Raw genomic sequence first — 18,661 nt, 5'->3', positions numbered from 1 at the left:
AATTAATGGCTAGATATCTTGGTCCAAAATGTAAGCTATCACGTCGTGAAGGTTGTGATTTATTACTTAAAAGTGGTGTCCGTGATCACAAGTCCAAATGTAAATCTGAAAAATTACCTGGACAACATGGCGATAAAAAACCACGCCTGAATGGTTATGGAATTCAGCTTAGAGAGAAGCAAAAAATTAGAAGATTGTATGGCATTCTTGAAAAGCAATTCCGTGGCTATTACAAAATGGCTGCTCGTATGAAAGGTGCAACAGGCGAAAATCTGATGTCTTTGCTAGAAAGACGTTTGGATAATGTTGTGTACCGGATGGGTTTTGCAAGTACACGTGCTGAAGCACGACAACTTGTTACACACAAAGCCATACTTGTTAATGATAAAATAGTTAACGTTCCATCTTTCTTAGTAAAACCGGGAGATGTAGTATCTGTTCGTCAAAGAGCACGAAGCCAAGGGCGTATCCAAGCAGCTTTAGCTTTGTCTGAACAACGAGCTCCATGTGATTGGATTACTGTAGATAGTTCTTCTTGCAAAGGAACCTTCTCTACAGCGCCAACGTTAACTGACTTATCTTCAGACTACAACGTAAACTTAGTTGTAGAACTTTACTCTAAGTAAGCTCGGAGAAATAGCTGAATGTATACTGAAATCAATGAAATGTTGACACCTAATGTTCTTAAGGTCCAGGCAGAATCGCCCTATAAAGCTAGAATAGTTTTAGAGCCTTTGGAGCGTGGCTTTGGTCATACTCTCGGCAATGCTTTGAGACGTATTTTGTTATCATCAATGCCTGGAAGTGCAATTACTGAAGCTTCAATTGACGGTGTTCTACATGAATACAGTACAATTGAAGGCGTACAGGAAGATGTTGTTGATATACTTCTGAACCTGAAGTTGGTTGCGATTAAAATGACAGTTGGTGAAGAAGCCACTGTAACATTGAACAAGCAAGGTCCTTGTCAAGTTACTGCTGGAGACATTCAACTGACTCATGGATTAGAATTAATCAATCCAGAGCTGGTCATTGCTAATTTGAATGAAAAAGGCAAATTGAATATGACTTTGAAAGTTGAGCGAGGAATTGGTTTCCACAGCACTGATTCATTCATTAGACATTTCGATGATGAAGTAGAAAGAAAAACTGTCGGGAAACTTAAAATTGATAATAGTTTCTCGCCAGTAAAGAAAGTGGCTTACTATGTTGATAGTGCTCGTGTAGAAAACCGTACTGACCTCGATAAATTAACTATTGAGTTAGAAACTAACGGAACTATAGATGCTGAAGAATCAATACGGATCTCTGCTAGTATTCTTCAAAGACAGCTTCATGCGTTTGTCGACATGAAATTTGAAGAATCTCGGTCTGATAATAAAGAACGCAATGATTTTGATCCTATTCTATTACGCTCTGTTGATGATTTAGAGTTAACTGTTCGATCTGCAAATTGCTTGAAAGCAGAAAATATTCATTATATCGGCGATTTAGTACAAAGAACTGAAAATGAGCTCTTAAAAACACCTAATCTTGGTAAGAAATCTTTAACTGAGATTAAGGATGTTTTAGCTTCACGTTCATTATCGCTCGGTATGAAACTTGAGAATTGGCCGCCAGCAAATCTTGGCGAATAAAGTTTAGGAGTTTTGGTTATGCGTCACCGTAATTCAGGCAGAAGTTTTGGCCGTACAAGTAGCCACAGAAAGGCTATGTTTGCAAACATGTGTTGTTCTTTAATTGAGCATGAGTTGATTAAAACAACTTTGCCCAAAGCTAAAGATCTGCGTCGTTACATTGAACCTTTAATAACTGTGTCAAAGGTTGATTCCGTTGCTACACGTCGTCATGCGTTTGATATTCTAAGATCTAAATCTGCGGTTGGTAAATTGTTTAAAGATTTAGGTCCACGTTTTGTAGAGCGTCCCGGTGGCTATATACGTATTATCAAGTGTGGTTTTAGAGACGGTGATAACGCTCCTATGGCCATTGTTGAATTACTTGATCGACCTGTTGCCAGTGATGATTCTGAAGAATAATGTTAACTGTTATTAATTTAAAAGCCCGCATTTGCGGGTTTTTTTTTGATAAAAATTAGTATGGCGATCGAGTATAACTAAACTCAGGGCTTTACTTTGACGGAATGTCTGGATTTCACTGGGTGCTTCATCCAGGCAATATAGATAAATTTATTTATTGTTACCAAATTAAATCCAGGGTTGTTTATCCACAAGTAAATCACTTTCAATACCGCCTGTTTGCTCTGTTGATTTTGGTTCTAACAAGAGGACATGTACTTCCTCATCTGCTACAGGTTTATGCTCTATGCCTTTAGGGACTATATACAACTCACCTTCTTTTAAGGTAACTGTTTTATCTCTAAATTCAATTTTGAGTGTTCCTTTCACCACCATAAAAAGTTCATCTTCGTTTGCATGACTATGCCACATAAACTCTCCTTTGAATTTTGCAAGCTTGACATATTGACCATTTAGTTCTCCAACAATACGTGGGGCCCAATACTCATTAAAGAGTTTAAATTTTTCAACTAAATTAACTTTTTCCATAGTTACCTCAATTCTAAATCATTAATCAAAAAAACATACTTTGATACATCTTTATTAGTTTGAAAAGTGGATTTCACTATGTTTCACTTAGATGTTTAGTATGACAGGTTAGAGAATTTCTACTTCTTAACAGGTAATATGTCAATTGTATTTTGGTTTTGCAATCACAATAGAACTCTTAGCAACTTCTGCAACGAGAGAAATGCGGGGAAGCAGGAACCAAAACCGGAGTGTCACGAAGACATATGAGGATTCAGACACGGTATTTACGAAGGAACTTTCTTCTACAGTAGTGTTTCAAACGACGTAAGAGGTAAGGATTTAGAAGGTCGCGGTTTATGAGATTTAATAAGGTAACTTGATACAGCCAATATTGGAATCGTAATCTTGTTATGTAAAATAGTTAATAACTGAACATGGAGATAACGGATGCTTTCCTATATTTATTTAATAAATGAGGACCAAAATTTAGTTTATGTATTTATAAGGGCTGTATTGTTACTAGTGATTGGAACACTTTTAATTCGATTTGGCAATCGACGATTTAGATTAAACAACTCATTTGATCTGCTAATTATTGTTATTTCTGGTGGATTAATTAGCAGAGGAATAAATGGACCGGCTACTTTGATTTCTACAATTATTGGTCTAATTGCTTTAGTCGCGACGCATAAAATATTAGCTATATGTACTAGAAAATCTCTAACTTTTGAGCGCATATTTAAGGGAAAACGTTATCTCCTTGTAAAAAATGGTATTCTGCAGAAGAAAGTATTGCAAAGCTTAAATATTACTCAAAAAGATATAGAGGAACAAATGCGTCAACAAATACATACTTCTTCTTTAGATAAAGTGCTTTTTGCATATCTGGAAAGAACAGGTCATATATCCTTTATAAAAAAAGATTGAGGTTGTTAGCCAATAATAGCATTCCTGACTTCAGCTTCGCATGCACACATGCTCCAGTTATTTAAAAGGAGATAAACTCGAGAGATATAATGCCCTTATCGATAAGGGCAGCAATGGACAATATGACAGCTTAGATCCAGATGGAATTAAAATGGAACATCATCATCCAATTGGTCAAAAGCATCTTGCGGTACTTGTGTGGGTTGTTGTTTTCCAGCATTTTGGTTACTTGGTGTAAATTGGGCTTGTGGGATCTCATCGAAGCTGGATGATGCAGCCCCTTTACTATCTAGCATTTGAATGTCATTAGCTACAATCTCAGTAGTGTATCTATCCTGACCTTGTTGATCCTGCCACTTTCTGGTTCTTAAACTACCTTCGATATAGAGCTTGGATCCTTTGCGTACATATTCACCAGCTATTTCACCTAAACGGTTAAAACATACAACGCGATGCCATTCAGTCCGTTCTTGCTTTTCACTTGTTACTTTATCTTTCCACGTTTCACTCGTAGCAATAGACAATGTAGTGACCGCATTTCCATTAGGTAAATAACGGACATCAGGGTCAACACCCACATTGCCAATTAGGATGACTTTATTTATACCACGTGCCATTTTCGATCTCCTGTATGCGAAAGTTAGGGAAAGAGTATATCCTAATTTATATATCCCTTGCACTGATGAGTGAATTTTGCTGAAGAGAAAAAAACAACAAGCATATCTGGCTTGACATACTTGTTGTTGATTAGAATGATTAACGCGAGATTTTTTTAAGCCATTCTTTGGCTTCTTTACTCACCTGCTCATCTTGAAGTAGCACCTCATAAATAGTAATTTTATCTTCGCTTACATTTCCATACATTTCCTCCAATATCTGATTCCACGAGGCTGATAATTCAGTAGATGGGAGCTCATTTACTTTTGCAAGCACTTCATAGAGACGTTGATACCAATATGCATCAATCGCTTGATCGATCCAGTGAACAATTTCGAAAGTCAATCCATAATCTTCCAGCCCTTTTCCTTCTTTAAAGCCTTTCTCCCATTTTGTAGTGCGAAGATGCGCATTTTCTTTTCCATACAGGTTATTGATTAAATCCATGCACTGTTTCGCCAGGGAAATACCGATTGCAGATTTGGGATCATGATGTAAATTATCGTTAACCTCATTGACAAGATTAGACCAGCTCGATTCGAATTGTTGCTTTTCCTTTTCATTAAAGCGGAATTTTAAATTAGCTTCAAATTGTGCATATTGTTCTAATTCTTCGGGATTAAATACTTCTTTAATCCAAGAGTTCTCAAGTTGTTGTGTCATACGATATACCTCGATTAACTGTATTATTTGTTCCCATGGAATAGACTTTTCTTTGCCGCAATTCGTAGTGACTTGCTTTAAAATCTTACTCGCTTGCAGGAGTGCTTCTGCTTTTTCTTGCAGAAATTTTGCTTGCATGCCTAGGTTTTCCAACATGTTTGCATTATGAGCAAGTAATTGTTTGATTTGGGCTAATTCAAAACCAAAAAACTTTAAGGCAATAATCTGTTGCAGCTTTGATAAGTCTTGTTCAGAGTACAGACGATAACGATTGCTTAGACGTAAACTGGGTTTAAGTAAACCAATTTTGTCGTAGTGATGCAGTGTTCTTACAGAAACTTGCGTCAGTCGACTAAACTCTTTTGCATACCATTGTTTCATCGTTTTTCCTCCTTGGTGACAAGGCTAATGTATGACGTAAGGTTAGAGTCAAGCACATGTCAATCAAAAAGTGTTCTATCGGAACTTGAAACAAGTTCATACAGACGCATAATTTGTTTTTGTGTTACTCTGGGGGTTGATAATGGCGGTAAATGAGCTAATTCAAAAAATTGAATGTCAGAAATTTCTAAATTTTCTTTTGCGGTTCCCGACATAATTTCACAATGAAAAAAGCATTTATAGGTGTGGGGCCACTGCAGAGGATGCTCATGTTTGTGTTTATCCCATAATGCAAGTAATCTGAGTACTGAAACATCAAATCCAGTTTCCTCCTTTGCTTCTCTAATCACTGATTCTGATGCTGATTCATTTGTTTCTGCCCAACCTCCAGGCAAGGTCCACAATTCATCGGAGCGTTCTTTAACCAATAAAATTTTATTATCTTTTAGGATAAAAGCACGGACATCTACTTTAGGAGTAGCATATCCCTTTTCCAATGAAAAGATTTGTTTTATCTCAGCAAGTGAAGTCTCTGAGTAGATCGCCATAAATTCGGAAGCAATCTCGCGAAGTCTTAAATAACGTTCTTTATCAAACTCATTATTTGAGTAGTTCAGTCCATTTTGAGCGATTGCTTGAATTTCAGTAATATATTTTAACCAACTGAGATCATTTTTAGACATGGTTTCGTCGTCCTATAGTGCATTTTTTTTGCATTCCCTATTGACTCTCACGTTACGTGATAGTTTAAAATCAACATTCAAGAGAGAGTTGAATGAAATATTATCAAATTAAAGATATTAGCCAAATGACTTCATTAACAATTAGGTCATTACAATATTACGATGAAATTGGCTTATTAAAACCAACCAAGCGCTCAATGAGCGGCTATCGTCTTTATTCTGAAACGGATTTAATACGTTTACAACAAATTACCACGTTAAAGTTTTTGGGTTTTTCTTTATCAACGATTAAAAAAATTATGGAAAATCCACATTTTGATGTGATGGCATCCATGGGTATACAAGCACGTGAGTTAACCGAGAAAGCGGCGCGAATTAATGAAGCGGCATCATTACTCACTTATATTTCCAGCCAAGTGGGAATGAATCAACCTGTGAATTGGAAAAGTACTGCAAAAATTATAGAAATATTGGAGTTAAATACAATGAACGATCATGTATTGAAAAAATATCAATCCGAAGCGGAACAATCCGAATTAGGTAAAAAATCTGCCTATGATGAAACGTATAATCCTGATCGATTATACCCTATTCCGAGAGCAGGAAAGCGACAGGAAATTGGGGTTGATCCAGTTCAATTACCTTTTTATGGCTTTGATTGCTGGAATCACTATGAAGTGTCCTGGCTTAATGCCAAAGGCAAGCCTATGGTTGCGATTGCTGAATTGTTTTATGACTGCAGTTCGCCTAACTTAATTGAGTCGAAATCATTAAAACTTTATTTTAATTCATTCAACAATACTCGAATTCAAAGCGTTAGTGAATTAGAAAATACAATTAAAAAGGACTTACAAGAACGCGTTGGTGCAGAGGTCTGGGTCCATGTTCACCTTTTGGAAGCAACTGGTCCGTTTGCTGAACAACAGCCTTTAATAGGGGAGTCACTTGATGATCTTGATATAGAGTGCTCTATTTATCTTGTTGAGCCCTCATTTCTCTCTGTAAGCGATGAGATTGTGGAGGAAGCGTTATTTTCCAATCTGTTGAAATCAAATTGCCTGGTTACAAACCAGCCTGATTGGGGAAGCGTACAAATCACCTACAGAGGGAAAAAAATAAATCGGGAAGGTTTATTGAAGTATCTTGTTTCATATCGAAATCATAATGAGTTTCATGAGCAATGTATTGAGCGCATTTTTGTTGATATCATGAACTATTGCACGCCTGAAAAACTGACTGTATACGGCCGTTATACAAGACGAGGCGGCTTAGATATCAATCCATATCGCTCTACCGAAAAGACTTCATTTGCAGGTAAAAATTTGCGCTTGGTCCGTCAGTAGTTTCATTGTGTATTGCAGATAGATTATCTTGAGTAGCCTGGGTGAAGGACCGAAACCCGGGTTCCACTTCGCTTCCCCAGGCTATGAGGAGTATGTCGAAGTTAATCAACCAATTGATATTGTTCTTTGTTCCATGCTGGACGGCACGAAATAAACAATTGCATATTCCCTTCCCAGTAATATTTTTCTCCTGCTTCAATTAATACTGCATCACCAGCAGATAATTTATATTATGTATGATTGACAACTACTTACCTTCACCTAGGAATACATAATCTAATTCATTGCATTCTAAATTTACTAATCGTCGTGTCTCCGGATATCGGCCTGATATGTTTGCTATGGCGCAATCAATCATTGGATCATTAAGAGGATACTCCCTCACTTTACAGGATGCAGCATTACTGTGTTCTGTGGTTTGATGCTTCAAAGAAATTTTCATTTAAACATTCCATCGTTTAGTGATTTGCGTTATGAATTATTTTTTCAGCACTCCCTGCAAGATAGTGATCTCTGTTTACACGTAAATAAATTATCTTCTCATCTTCTGCGAATGCCACTTCAATCACTCCTCTAACATGTAACAATTCATTGATGAGATTTATTTTTTTTCCAGTCCAGGAACAGGGCAAAACAAGCGTTGCGATAGAAACATTTGTTTTCATTGAAAAAGAAACAAGAAGCCATAAAACACTTAAGATTGTATTGGTAATAAAAACTCCCTTACTGCCACTCCATTGATACAAAACACCCGATATTGCTCCCCCAATAAAAAGTCCTAAAAATTGACTGGTTGAATAAACTCCCATGGCAGTTCCTTTACTGTTAGGGTTTGCCTGTCTGGATACCAAAGAGGGTAAGGCGGCTTCGAGAATGTTAAAAGCAATAAAATAAATTAACATGAGAAAACACAGACTAAGCCAATTTTGAAACGTATAGGCTAATAATAATTGGGCTATTACCATTGTGAGCACGGATAAAATAAAAACACTTTTCATGCGCTTTTTCTTTTCAGCGATCACAATAAACGGGATCATAAGTATAAATGAAATGAGCATAAGGGGCAGATAAAAGTGCCATTGCTGTGACAAATGACCTTGCTCCACTTGCTTTCTTAAGATGTAGGGGATAGCAAAAAATGTTGCTGTGAGAATAAAGTGCTGACAAAAAATACCCATATTGAGGCGTTGTAACTGTAGATTAGATATAACGTGTTTCAATAGAGCGGGATTTGTTTCACTATCAATATGAAAGGGTTCCCTCACAGGTTTAGGAATCACTAAATGAAGCAATCCTATCCCTATAATCGCTAATAAAGTAGTTAGGCAAAAAATACCAGACAAACCAAAATGATGGGTTATGGCCGGGCTAATTACCATGGCCAGGCTAAATGTTGTGCCTATAGTCATGCCAATGACTGCCATTGCTTTAGTGCGTTGTTCATCCGCCGTCAAATCAGCAAGTAAAGCGATTAAAACGCTACCAATTGCACCTGTGCCTTGTAAGGTTCTGGCAAGGATCATTCCATAAATAGAATCAGTTATGGCACCCAGTAAACTACCAAAAGCAAAAAGAATTAAGCCCACAGTAATCATGGGTTTTCTTCCTATTTTATCGGAAAGCATGCCAAAGGGCATTTGCAGAAGGCCTTGCGCAAGGCCATAAATTCCTAGAGCAAGACCCACTAAAGCGGGTGAGGCGCCCTGCAAATTTTCTGCATAAATGCTAAATACAGGTATGAGTAAAAACAAACCAAGCATGCGAAATGAAAAAATAGCAGCTATAGGAAATACAGTTTTAAACCAAGAATGCTTCATTCATTAATATATATTTATCTTAATCGTGTGCCGATAGTACAAAGTTAGCTCTCTAGAAACAAGATATTTGAAAATTTAATGATCTAATCATTGCTTTATCGATGAATAAAAATGAAAATGTAGTTTTTGTAACTGTTCGTTCAAGGGTGTCGATATACGAGCGAGCACGTGGTATCTTAAAATCGCAAAAATCGCAGCCTGGGCGATATGAGGCGGACCTGGATTTATTGGGATAAATTCTACGGGTTCTGCTTTGCATTCACCCGGGCACATGCAATAGGGACTATGATTTTTAAGTTGACCCCATTTTTATCAACAGTTGCTTTTTATTCTTAAATCAGTTGAAGTTAATGAGGATTATTCCATGAGTTTGGTTTTTGCAGGTAAAGTTGGATTAATTACTGGCGGTGCACGAGGCATCGGTAAGGCGACTGCATTAAAGTTAGCTCAGGCAGGAAGTGATATTGCCATAGTTTATTACAACAGCTCTGATGAAGCCCAGGCTTTAGTTGAACAACTCCAAACCATGGGCCGTAAAGCAATTGCTTTGCAGGCTAATGTAGCAGATCATCAGTCTGTAAAAGAAATGTTTACACAATTCCATGAACATTTTAAGCGCCTGGATTTTTTAATTAGTAATGCTGCGAGTGGAGTTTTAAAACCAGCACTTAAGATGTCAACCAAACATTGGCGCTGGTGTATGGAAACCAATGCTTTGGCATTAAATCATTTAACTACAGAAGCTCGTTCATTAATGCCTAAAGGGAGCCGCATTATCGCCTTATCTAGTCTTGGTGCATCTCGGGCAATTCCAAATTATGCATTTATTGGTGCATCTAAGGCAGCTCTTGAAGCTTTAGTTCGGTCTTTGAGTCTAGAGTTGGCTGTTGATGGGATCACAGTAAATACAGTTTCTGCAGGAGTGGTTGATACTGATGCATTAAAGCATTTTCCTAATAGAGAGCAATTACTTGATGAATATCAAGCTCACTGTTTGGCTGACAGGCCACTGACAACACAAGATGTAGCCAATGCTGTTTATCTCTTGTGCTTGCCAGAAGCATCTATGATTAATGGACATACTTTATTTGTTGATGCAGGGTATAGTCAGGTTGGTTAATACCTCGCCACGCTTAATTTTGTGTCTTTAAAAAAATCTATGGTATAATTTCGGCCTTTTCAAATTAGCTGATCTCTGAGGACAAAATATGAATGTAGCAGACGTTTATCCTAAAGTTAGAGAAATTGTTGCTGATGTGCTAGTGATTGATGTAGAAGAAATATCTCTTAACAGTCGATTGATAGCAGATCTGGGCGCTGAATCTATTGATTTTCTTGATTTGGTTTTTCAATTGGAAAAAGAATTCAAAATTAAAATTCCTCGTGGTCAATTGGAAAAAAATGCGCGTGGTGATTTGGCAGAGGATGAATTCGAGAAAGGGGGCTTCATAACGGAACAAGGTTTGCAGGCATTGAAAAATTATTTAAGTGAAGTTCCTGCAGAGCAATTCAAGCCCAATATGAAAGTCAATGAAATACCCATGTTATTTACCATTGAAACGTTTTGTAAATTAGTTGTTGCTGCAGCTAAGGAACAACAAACCACTGGAGCTGAGGCTTAATTCTGGTGTTACTTTAAAATCAAGTGAATAGGGCATAATAAATACTGATGAGATTCTTATTTGTTGATCGTATAGTAGAGTCGTCTCCCGGACAGTTGATCCGGGGAGTCAAACATGTTACTTCAAATGATGCTTTTCTCACAGTTGATGAGCAGGGACGGCCCTGTTTTATCTCTTCTTTAATCGGAGAAACACTAGGACAATTGGCCGCATGGAATGTGATGGAACTTCAGGGATTTACCCGTAGACCCGTTGCGGGTATCGTTGCCAGGGCTTCCATGCATCGACAGGCTTATGTAGGTGAGACTTTATTGCTTGAGTCATTTATTGAGCGCTTAGATGATTCGGTAATGCAATATCGTAGCGAAGCCAAGGTGGGTAATGAACTTGTATTTAGCATTGACGGCGCTCTGGGCCCTTTATTACCTATGGCTGATTTTATTGATTTGGATGAAATAAAGCAGCAATTTGCTGAAATTAATCGCCCTGGAGATTGGTCCGCTATTAGCAAGGAAAGCGCACCAGTATTGGACGATGATCTGATTATGGGCTTGGATTTGCCTGTAGTGCCTATGACTTTTGATAGAGTTCGCTCCAGTCAGTCAGGGGTTAGTTTAATCGCTGAAAAAAGAATATCACGAGCGGCTCCTTATTTTGCGGATCATTTTCCTCGGAAACCCGTATTACCTCTGACAGTATTATTGGAGTGCAAGTTAAATTTGGCAAATGAATTTATTCGACGTGCAGGGTATCCTGTGCACTATAAGATAAGTGAATTGCGCAAAATAAAAATGAATGATTTCGTTTATCCAGGTGATATTCTTGAGTGTTCTGTAACAGTCAAAAAGCAAACAGAAGATGAGTTGATCCTGTCTTTTCGCAGTGAGGTTACAGGCAAACGGGTTTGTGTCGTGGATGTAGTACTAATTCCCAGAGGTAAATAAAGTGAAAAAAAGACGAGTGGCTATTACAGGTTTAGGAGCAGTTTCTCCTTTAGGACTTGATGTGCAGTCCACATGGTCCAATTTATTGGAGGGCCGTTCAGGAATTGCTGAAATCAAGCAATTTGATGCCAGTGCTTTTCCAGCTTATATTGCAGCTGAGGTAAAAAATTTTACACTCGATCCCAAATTAAACACAAAACGTAGTCGTTTTTCTGTGTCGTTTACGCGATATGCGCTTGAGGCAGCGCAACAAGCATTTGATGATGCAGGGATTTTGCCTACAGAACAAACGGCAGCACACTGGGGCGTAGTTACGGGTAGCGGTATGATGACTGCTGAATTTGACTATCTGTCTCGATTTCAACAAATTTGTGCACAAGATGGTGAAGCGGATTGGGAACGATTGCTTGCTAATACACACGAATTTTACAAATTATCTGATTTTGGTAAAACAACCCCAAACTCAGGATTGTCTTTATTGATACAACAATTCGGAATCAGAGGTTATGCTTCCTCAGTACATACAGCATGTGCTTCAGGGGGACAAGCTTTAGGGTTGGCGATGCAAGTCATTCGTCGGGGCGAAGCTGATTTTATGTTGGCTGGCGGATTTGATTCGATGATTAATCCTTTGGGATTATCCAGTTTCTGCTTATTAGGCGCTTTATCTACTTATAACAGTACACCTGAAACAGCGAGTCGCCCTTTTGATGCAACGCGGAATGGTTTTGTCTTGGGAGAAGGTGCCGCTTTTTTAATTTTGGAAGAATGGAGTAAAGCAAAAGCCCGTGGTGCTCGTATTTATGCAGAGTTGGCCGGCGAAGGGAATTCCTTAAGTTCTTATCGAATTACTGATTCACATCCCAATGGTGATGGAGCCATTCAAGCAATCGAACGCGCTCTCCAGGATGCAGGAGTGCAGGCCTCCGATGTGGATTATATTAATGCACATGGTACTTCGACCAAGATGAATGACTTAAGTGAAACGAATGCGATTAAAGCAGTTTTTGGGGAACATATCGCGAACTTGCCTGTAAGTTCGACTAAAAGTCAGACCGGACATTTGATTGCTGCGGCAGGGGCGCTGGAGGCGGTATTATCCGTTAAATCCATAGAACATGCACAGGTACCCAAGACGGCCAATTTAACGACTCCAGATCCAGAATGTGATTTAGATTATGTAGTTGATGGGCCGCGTGAACGATCTGTAGGCGTGGTTTTATCTAATTCTTTTGGATTTGGCGGCTCAAATAGTTGCTTGTTATTTAAGCATCCTGAGTTTGAAGGAGCAGGTGTATGAGTCAGGGCAATAGAGTATTCATTACTGGGCGAAGCGCCCTAACTGCGTCAGGCACTACCGCTGATGCTACTTGGGATGCGATTCTTTCTGGTAAAAACGGAATTGCTAAAATGACCCACTGGGATTTATCAAGTTGGCCGCATGGATTGGCTGGAGAGTTAAAAGATTTTAATCCTGCAAAAATGTTACCTGACCGTAAGTTGCTGAAAGTTATTTCACGCCAGGATGTGATGGGAATTAATGCTGCAGTACAAGCAATCGAACACAGTCAAATGATTGCTTATCGCGATACTCTTGAGGATCCTAATTCATTTAATGAACAAACTGCTGTTTTTGTGGGTTCTCCTGGAAATAAATATTTTCAACAGTATGACTTCTTGCCCTTGCTGGCAAAAACTCAAGGTAATATGCAGCAATTTGCAGAGCACCTGTTCGAAACAGTTCATCCGATGTGGTTATTGCGAATATTACCTAATAATGTTCTTGCATACACCGGAATCACCTATGAATTTAAAGGTCCCAATCATAATGTAACGAATCATGCAGTAGGTGGAACACAAGCTTTATTGGAGGCATATCATGCTATTAGCAGCGGCCAGGCAGAGCGAGCCGTGGTTGTTGCCTATGATATAGCTGAACCCCAGGCTGTGTTTTACTATGAGCAATTAGGTGTATTAAGTAGGCAACATTTAAAACCTTTTGATGCGGCGCATGATGGTACAATTTTAGCTGAAGGTGCTGCTGCTTTGATATTGGAAAGTGAAGCAAGCATGCGAGCGCGCTCAGCAGCGTGTTATGGAGAGATTATTGGAGGATTATCAACCACAGAAGCGGAAGGTTTATTTTCTCTGGATACAAGCGGACAGCAACTGGCCGAATTGATGCAACGTACTCTGGACCATGTTAAACTCAATGCGGATGATTTAGGTTTTATTGTTGCCCACGGGAATGGTAATAGCAAATCGGATTATAGCGAATCTCAGGCGATACAAAATGTTTTTGTCCAGCAGGAAATTCCAGTAACCGCATTCAAATGGTCTATGGGACATACTATATGTGCTTCTGGGCTGATCGATGCAGTAATGACAACCTATGCGCTTTCATCTAAGTGTGTGCCCGGTATTGCTAATTTGCAAAATATTGCATCCAGTTGTCACGGTTTATCTGTAAGTGCAGAACATCAGGCTCTAAAAAGAGGGCCTTATGCATTGACGATTAATCGTGGGTTTGCCAGTATGAATGCCTGTTTGGTGATCAAAGCTTGTGACTGAATTAGATCGAAAAATTAATGAATTGCCAGTAAGCTTGCTGGGTCGATTCGTATATAAATTTTTACCCTATAAGCGGCAAGTCATTATGGCAAATATTGATCGCGTTTATGGTAATCAATTAAATGACGCACAAAAAAAGCGACTTGCTGTATCATATTACTCGCATTTACTTAAATCCTTTAAAGAAGCAATTCAATTGCGTTTTATGTCTGAAGATGATTTACGTAATCACGTCGAGGTTCGTGGTCATGAAAACATGTTGGCAGTTGTAGCGCAACAAAAAGGGGTGTTAGTTCTTACGGGGCATTTTGGTAATTGGGAAGTTGCGCCAATAGGTGGTGTTTTAAATTTTAAAGAATTTCAAGGACAGTTTCACTTTATCCGTCGTACTTTATCAATCAAATTTATTGAACGTAGTTTATTTAAACAGTACTATCAAGTAGGTCTAAATGTTATCCCGAAAAAGAACTCTCTAGATAAGGTTTGTGCTGCTTTGGAACAAAATCATGCAGTTATTTTTGTTCTTGATCAACATGCTTCTTTGGTTAATCGAGACGGTATTGCTGTAGAGTTTTTTGGAGTAAAGGCAGGAACTTATCGTAGCTTAGCGACTTTATCTCGTTATACTGGAGTCCCAGTAATTCCTGCAGCGGGCTATAGATTGCCTAATGGAAAACATGTCTTAGAGTTTTATGATCCAATCCCTTGGAAAGACTATGGAAGTGCTCAAGAATCACTGTATTATAACACATTAGCTTATAATCAAGCTTTAGAACGTATTATTTTAGCTCATCCCGAGCAATGGAACTGGATGCATAAGCGTTGGAAACTTAAGTTGTCGTAACTCCTTTGCTATTGATTGTTTTTTCAAAAGAATCAATATGTTCTACTTCAAAGGTCTCTTCCTCTTTTGCAGGACTCTTCATTTTCGCAAAAAAGCCCTCAGCCCAATGAAATGCACTTTGTGCATATATGGCAGCTTCGCAAGTATATTCAGAAAGAACCTTAGTTGCGCTTGCTACAAAGTCAGAGCTTTCCGAACCTTTTAAAGGCTTAGTGCTGGGTTTGATTACCAGTTCAGGCAACAGACAATCTAATTCGTTGGAAACATAGTGCAGATGGTCTGAATCTTCCTTGACTTGCGCAAGTAATGAATCTACATCATTACGAGGCCTTTCTTTTAACATCAATTCCAATAAACGAAATTGGTTCATAATGAATGGATTTTGATTGTCTTTTAACCATCGATAAAGTCCTTCATTATCTTCTTTACGATTCATTACATAATGATATAGACGATGAAGTTTTTGTCTTGTACTTAACTCTTCTTTAGGCATTATTTGTAAAGAGTAACTATCTAATGCCTTAATGATGTCTTCAAATTGTTCTTGTGCTAAGGGAAGACGGATTTCGTTTAATAAATCCGGAAGATCTTTTTCTGACTCCTGGTGCGATATGGATTTTTTTTCCCAATTTTTGGATGGACTTTTATTTTTTTCCCTAAGACCCAATGATTCTGGAACAACATAATCGGGTGAGTTAGGTTTAAAAAAACCAGTCCATCCGTAAGTCCAACATCGTTTGATCCATTTGATCAATCCAGAAAAAAATCCTTGTACTTTAGAAAAACGTAACTCATGCTGGGCTTCAGAAAGCGCTTTTTGAGCAATGAGAATAATTTCTTGATTTTTTTCAGAGTTCAGATTTTTTAGTGCCAAAGTACACAACTCAATAACTCTTTGATAATTTTCTTTTCCTCCACGTAGGCCAAAATAACGAATGATTCTCTTTGCGTCAAATAAAAATAATTGGTAACTGACTTGTTCATCAAAAAAATCAGGATGATTTAAAAAGGCGGTAAAGATTGCTTCCTTAATCATTCCGTCTAACTCAGATCGTCCTAGCATGAAACCAATATGGTGTATTGCTTTGGCTCGAGTTGCGAGATTTTCAGCTTGCTCATAAAAATCCATGTAGTCATTAATTAGTTTCCCAATTGACTCAGAATTGCCTTTATAGTGTATTAAGAAATATTCAAAACAATTAATCAACTTGTCATGTTTAATTAATCCTTCTATGAAGGGATTTTCATCGGGATCAGCCGATAGTTTGTGTTCTTTTGCTCCTCCCCCTGCAAGGAGTGGATTCAAATGAACATTTTGCAGCATTCTTTGAATGTAAATTCGATTATTTTGATAAAATAATGCCACATTTCCTTTTAGTGCATTATTTCTTAAGTAGCGATTTGTTAAATGGGCTGTTCTTTTTGCTAACTCTTTAAATGCAAGCTTATCGTTTAGGAAAAAAAGTAACTCAATTGCTTCGAGTGAAAAAGAATGGTTTTTATCTAATAATCTTTTAGATAATTGATTAATATAGCTCGCATAGGCTTTATTATAATGTCCATTAAGATAAAAACGTATCGCCAAAATCAAATGTGATTCTTTGTTCGCATGATCCAGGAATTTAATAGGTATGTTATTAAATAGTCTTAAATGTTCAATAATATTGAGAATGACGATTTCTTTCTGATTGGGATCCATTTTACTCAATTCATCAATAATATTGTGTCCGGCGATGTTCATTAAATGAGCCAAGATGTAATGGGCATTAGGCATGGAGATAAAGTGATTGATCCAATAAGTGAGAACCTTATGTCTTTCATAGAGTGGATATCGCTCAATTAAAGCCTCTATTTGCGTCTTGGTTAACTGATGAAAATGAGGAACTGAGCAAAGGACACTGACTGCTGCTTCAAGTTCCAATTTACCAATAAATTGAGTTGAGAGCGTTGTCAAATCTAATTGATGAATCAGGGAGTTAAGACGTGAAGGAATGTGGACATCTTGAAGAGTCAATCTGTTTAATAATGAATCCCCTTTTAAAGAAGACAAGAACTCTTTTTGACTTAATAAGTAAATAATCAAAAGGGATTTTACTTTTGTATTTTTAACTATTTGAATGGATTCAAGAATATTTGGGAGTGTTAAATTTCCTTCTTCAAGAGTTGTTAAAAATTGGGCTTGGCTTTCCACATCCTTATTAATTTCCGTTAAATACCCTGTGTTTCCCATAGCGGCTTTGAATAAATCAAAACTTTGTATTTTGCTTCCTGTCATGGCACTCTCCTTTTAGTCAAGCACCAGTTTCCAAAATAGACTTCCCCCAAAACTCTACTCTGACACATTGCTGTATCAGCCGGCGCTCGAATCTCATGTACTCCATGTACACTCAGGTTCTGCACTCCGCTTCTTCTCGCATTTGTTTACCGTGGCGAGTTTCGAGAGAAGTTTTATGTAAATTTTTGGAACGGTGCAAGTGTGAGGCGTTCTTTCAGAATAACTCTTTGTAAATAAAATTCAATACTTGTGTTAATTTTGCATAGAAAGCGATGTCCCTATGATAGATAAGTCAATAGAGCTCTTGGGATAATATCTGTTTTTTTAGAATAGCGTGCCTTCATAAACAAAGACGGCTGGACCAGTCAAGGTTATTGGTTCATTCAATGTTGGCCAGTCAATAAATAAATCACCCCCAGGTAACGTGACTTTGATTTGTTTGTCCAATTGGTGGTATAAACGTCCCACAGCGGCTGCTGCCACAGCGCCACTTCCGCATGCTTGTGTTTCTCCACAGCCCCGTTCATAGACTCGTAATTTGATCTGCTTTGAATTGACAATTTGCATGAATCCAACATTTACCTGCTTAGGAAAATCTGGATGCAGGCTGATTTGTTTCCCCAGAGTATGGACTGGGGCTGTTTCTGTATCCTCTACCAATAATACCGCATGCGGGTTACCCACACTGAGTGCATGTAAGCTTATTTTTTGATTATGCGGAAGCTTCAAAGAATATTCGGGGGCTTGGTGTTTCGTTCTGAGCGGGATGACTGATGGGGTTAATTGTGGAATACCCATATCGACACTGACACTTGAATCTGAATTGATATATAAATTCATCTTTGTAGTCGAGGTCGCCACAGTTAAATGATTTTTATCAATTAAACCGTAGTATTTTGCAAATAAAGCAAGGCAACGTGCTCCATTACCACATTGACCAACTTCCTGGCCATCTGCATTGAAAATTCGATAGTTAAAATCGATACCATCCTGTTGACTGGATTCAATAAGCAAGCATTGATCAAAACCAACACCGGTGTTGCGTTGAGCCATACTGGCGATTTGTTGGGGATTTAGGTTGATTTTCTGATGGATCCCATCAATCACCATGAAATCATTGCCTAAGCCATGCATTTTGGTAAATTTAATTTTCATAATTTTTGCCCATTGCGTCACTAGTTATTTATTACTTGTGGCATTTTTTGCTGATTCTGGCAAATAAAGAGGTCCTTTTTGCCCACAACCTAATAAGAATATGGGGATACAAAGCATAAATAAAAAGTAAATTTGTTTCATTTGCACCAGGTTAATTGACAGTTAGAGGGTAACTATCCATTTATTTAAGTAAAAATTCAAGTAGGTCTGGAAGAAACCCGAGTCATGCT

At 38.0% G+C, this 18,661-nt stretch carries 20 protein-coding genes and 1 pseudogene; 12 read left to right on the top strand and 9 right to left on the bottom strand.

Going from position 1 to position 18,661, the window contains the following annotated elements; all coding sequences use genetic code 11:
• Positions 1-5 precede the first annotated feature (5 nt).
• From rpsD to rplQ, 3 genes are read left to right on the top strand one after another with little or no spacing between them, the layout of a single operon-like run.
• Positions 6-626: a 30S ribosomal protein S4 gene (gene rpsD, locus FOLKNPGA_RS15150; protein ID WP_182350682.1), complete on the top strand. Its 621-nt coding sequence runs from the start codon at positions 6-8 to the stop codon at positions 624-626.
• 18 nt (positions 627-644) lie between these two features.
• Positions 645-1,637, top strand: a complete 993-nt coding sequence (gene rpoA / locus FOLKNPGA_RS15145; RefSeq protein ID WP_182350681.1) for a DNA-directed RNA polymerase subunit alpha — start codon at positions 645-647, stop codon at positions 1,635-1,637.
• 18 nt (positions 1,638-1,655) lie between these two features.
• Entirely contained in the window at positions 1,656-2,039 is a 384-nt protein-coding gene (rplQ, locus tag FOLKNPGA_RS15140) for a 50S ribosomal protein L17 (protein ID WP_182350680.1), read from the top strand.
• Between the two features lie 168 nt (positions 2,040-2,207).
• On the opposite strand, the gene FOLKNPGA_RS15135 is transcribed toward rplQ, so the two are convergent.
• Complete coding sequence (locus FOLKNPGA_RS15135; RefSeq protein WP_182350679.1) at positions 2,208-2,567, bottom strand: cupin domain-containing protein; 360 nt, start codon at positions 2,565-2,567, stop codon at positions 2,208-2,210.
• A gap of 429 nt (positions 2,568-2,996) precedes the next feature.
• On the opposite strand from FOLKNPGA_RS15135, the gene FOLKNPGA_RS15130 reads away from it, so the two are divergent.
• Positions 2,997-3,476, top strand: a complete 480-nt coding sequence (locus FOLKNPGA_RS15130; protein ID WP_182350678.1) for a DUF421 domain-containing protein — start codon at positions 2,997-2,999, stop codon at positions 3,474-3,476.
• A gap of 146 nt (positions 3,477-3,622) precedes the next feature.
• On the opposite strand, the gene ssb is transcribed toward FOLKNPGA_RS15130, so the two are convergent.
• From ssb to FOLKNPGA_RS15115, 3 genes are all read right to left on the bottom strand, one after another.
• Positions 3,623-4,093, bottom strand: coding sequence for a single-stranded DNA-binding protein (ssb, locus tag FOLKNPGA_RS15125; protein WP_182350677.1), 471 nt, complete (start codon positions 4,091-4,093; stop codon positions 3,623-3,625).
• Positions 4,094-4,232: 139 nt separating this feature from the next.
• Positions 4,233-5,177 carry a MerR family transcriptional regulator gene (locus FOLKNPGA_RS15120; RefSeq protein ID WP_182350676.1) on the bottom strand — a complete coding sequence of 315 codons (945 nt, stop codon included), beginning with the start codon at positions 5,175-5,177 and terminating at the stop codon, positions 4,233-4,235.
• Between the two features lie 59 nt (positions 5,178-5,236).
• Entirely contained in the window at positions 5,237-5,860 is a 624-nt protein-coding gene (locus tag FOLKNPGA_RS15115) for an NUDIX hydrolase (protein ID WP_182350675.1), read from the bottom strand.
• Between the two features lie 92 nt (positions 5,861-5,952).
• Here FOLKNPGA_RS15115 and FOLKNPGA_RS19235 point away from each other — a divergent pair.
• Positions 5,953-6,105 (top strand): annotated as a pseudogene (locus FOLKNPGA_RS19235) (MerR family DNA-binding transcriptional regulator); the annotation flags it as partial.
• Between the two features lie 240 nt (positions 6,106-6,345).
• Positions 6,346-7,203 (top strand): NADPH-dependent 7-cyano-7-deazaguanine reductase QueF, encoded by an 858-nt coding sequence (queF, locus tag FOLKNPGA_RS15110; protein ID WP_340163020.1) that lies wholly within the window; start codon positions 6,346-6,348, stop codon positions 7,201-7,203.
• A 247-nt stretch (positions 7,204-7,450) separates the two neighbouring features.
• Here queF and FOLKNPGA_RS19045 read toward each other — a convergent pair whose 3' ends face one another.
• Positions 7,451-7,645: a hypothetical protein gene (locus FOLKNPGA_RS19045; protein WP_232891334.1), complete on the bottom strand. Its 195-nt coding sequence runs from the start codon at positions 7,643-7,645 to the stop codon at positions 7,451-7,453.
• Between the two features lie 16 nt (positions 7,646-7,661).
• Positions 7,662-9,020 carry an MFS transporter gene (locus tag FOLKNPGA_RS15100; protein WP_182350673.1) on the bottom strand — a complete coding sequence of 453 codons (1,359 nt, stop codon included), beginning with the start codon at positions 9,018-9,020 and terminating at the stop codon, positions 7,662-7,664.
• A 364-nt stretch (positions 9,021-9,384) separates the two neighbouring features.
• Here FOLKNPGA_RS15100 and fabL point away from each other — a divergent pair, with 364 nt between their 5' ends.
• The 6 genes from fabL to FOLKNPGA_RS15070 all read left to right on the top strand — a co-directional run bounded on the left by fabL (position 9,385) and on the right by FOLKNPGA_RS15070 (position 15,001).
• Positions 9,385-10,140, top strand: a complete 756-nt coding sequence (fabL, locus tag FOLKNPGA_RS15095; protein ID WP_182350672.1) for an enoyl-[acyl-carrier-protein] reductase FabL — start codon at positions 9,385-9,387, stop codon at positions 10,138-10,140.
• 88 nt (positions 10,141-10,228) lie between these two features.
• Positions 10,229-10,642, top strand: coding sequence for an acyl carrier protein (locus tag FOLKNPGA_RS15090; protein WP_182350671.1), 414 nt, complete (start codon positions 10,229-10,231; stop codon positions 10,640-10,642).
• A 47-nt stretch (positions 10,643-10,689) separates the two neighbouring features.
• A complete protein-coding gene (locus FOLKNPGA_RS15085; protein ID WP_182350670.1) occupies positions 10,690-11,586 on the top strand; it encodes a hydroxymyristoyl-ACP dehydratase in 897 nt (298 codons plus the stop codon).
• 1 nt (position 11,587) lies between these two features.
• Complete coding sequence (locus FOLKNPGA_RS15080; RefSeq protein ID WP_182350669.1) at positions 11,588-12,886, top strand: beta-ketoacyl synthase; 1,299 nt, start codon at positions 11,588-11,590, stop codon at positions 12,884-12,886.
• Positions 12,883-14,157 carry a beta-ketoacyl synthase gene (locus tag FOLKNPGA_RS15075; protein ID WP_182350668.1) on the top strand — a complete coding sequence of 425 codons (1,275 nt, stop codon included), beginning with the start codon at positions 12,883-12,885 and terminating at the stop codon, positions 14,155-14,157. Before FOLKNPGA_RS15080 ends, FOLKNPGA_RS15075 begins: the two co-directional genes overlap by 4 nt.
• Positions 14,150-15,001, top strand: coding sequence for a lysophospholipid acyltransferase family protein (locus FOLKNPGA_RS15070; RefSeq protein ID WP_182350667.1), 852 nt, complete (start codon positions 14,150-14,152; stop codon positions 14,999-15,001). The genes FOLKNPGA_RS15075 and FOLKNPGA_RS15070 overlap by 8 nt, the downstream gene beginning before the upstream one ends.
• Here FOLKNPGA_RS15070 and FOLKNPGA_RS15065 read toward each other — a convergent pair.
• The 3 genes from FOLKNPGA_RS15065 to FOLKNPGA_RS15055 all read right to left on the bottom strand — a co-directional run bounded on the left by FOLKNPGA_RS15065 (position 14,988) and on the right by FOLKNPGA_RS15055 (position 18,548).
• On the bottom strand, positions 14,988-17,276 hold the full coding sequence (locus tag FOLKNPGA_RS15065; RefSeq protein ID WP_182350666.1) for a hypothetical protein: 2,289 nt from the start codon (positions 17,274-17,276) through the stop codon (positions 14,988-14,990). The genes FOLKNPGA_RS15070 and FOLKNPGA_RS15065 overlap by 14 nt on opposite strands.
• 324 nt (positions 17,277-17,600) lie before the next feature.
• Positions 17,601-18,431 (bottom strand): diaminopimelate epimerase, encoded by an 831-nt coding sequence (gene dapF, locus FOLKNPGA_RS15060; protein WP_182350665.1) that lies wholly within the window; start codon positions 18,429-18,431, stop codon positions 17,601-17,603.
• Between the two features lie 24 nt (positions 18,432-18,455).
• A complete protein-coding gene (locus FOLKNPGA_RS15055; RefSeq protein ID WP_232891340.1) occupies positions 18,456-18,548 on the bottom strand; it encodes a lipoprotein in 93 nt (30 codons plus the stop codon).
• Positions 18,549-18,661 lie beyond the last annotated feature (113 nt).

The organism is Legionella sp. PC1000, from assembly GCF_014109805.1.
GTDB lineage: Bacteria > Pseudomonadota > Gammaproteobacteria > Legionellales > Legionellaceae > Legionella > Legionella resiliens.
This window is presented reverse-complemented; position numbering and strand designations above follow the sequence as displayed.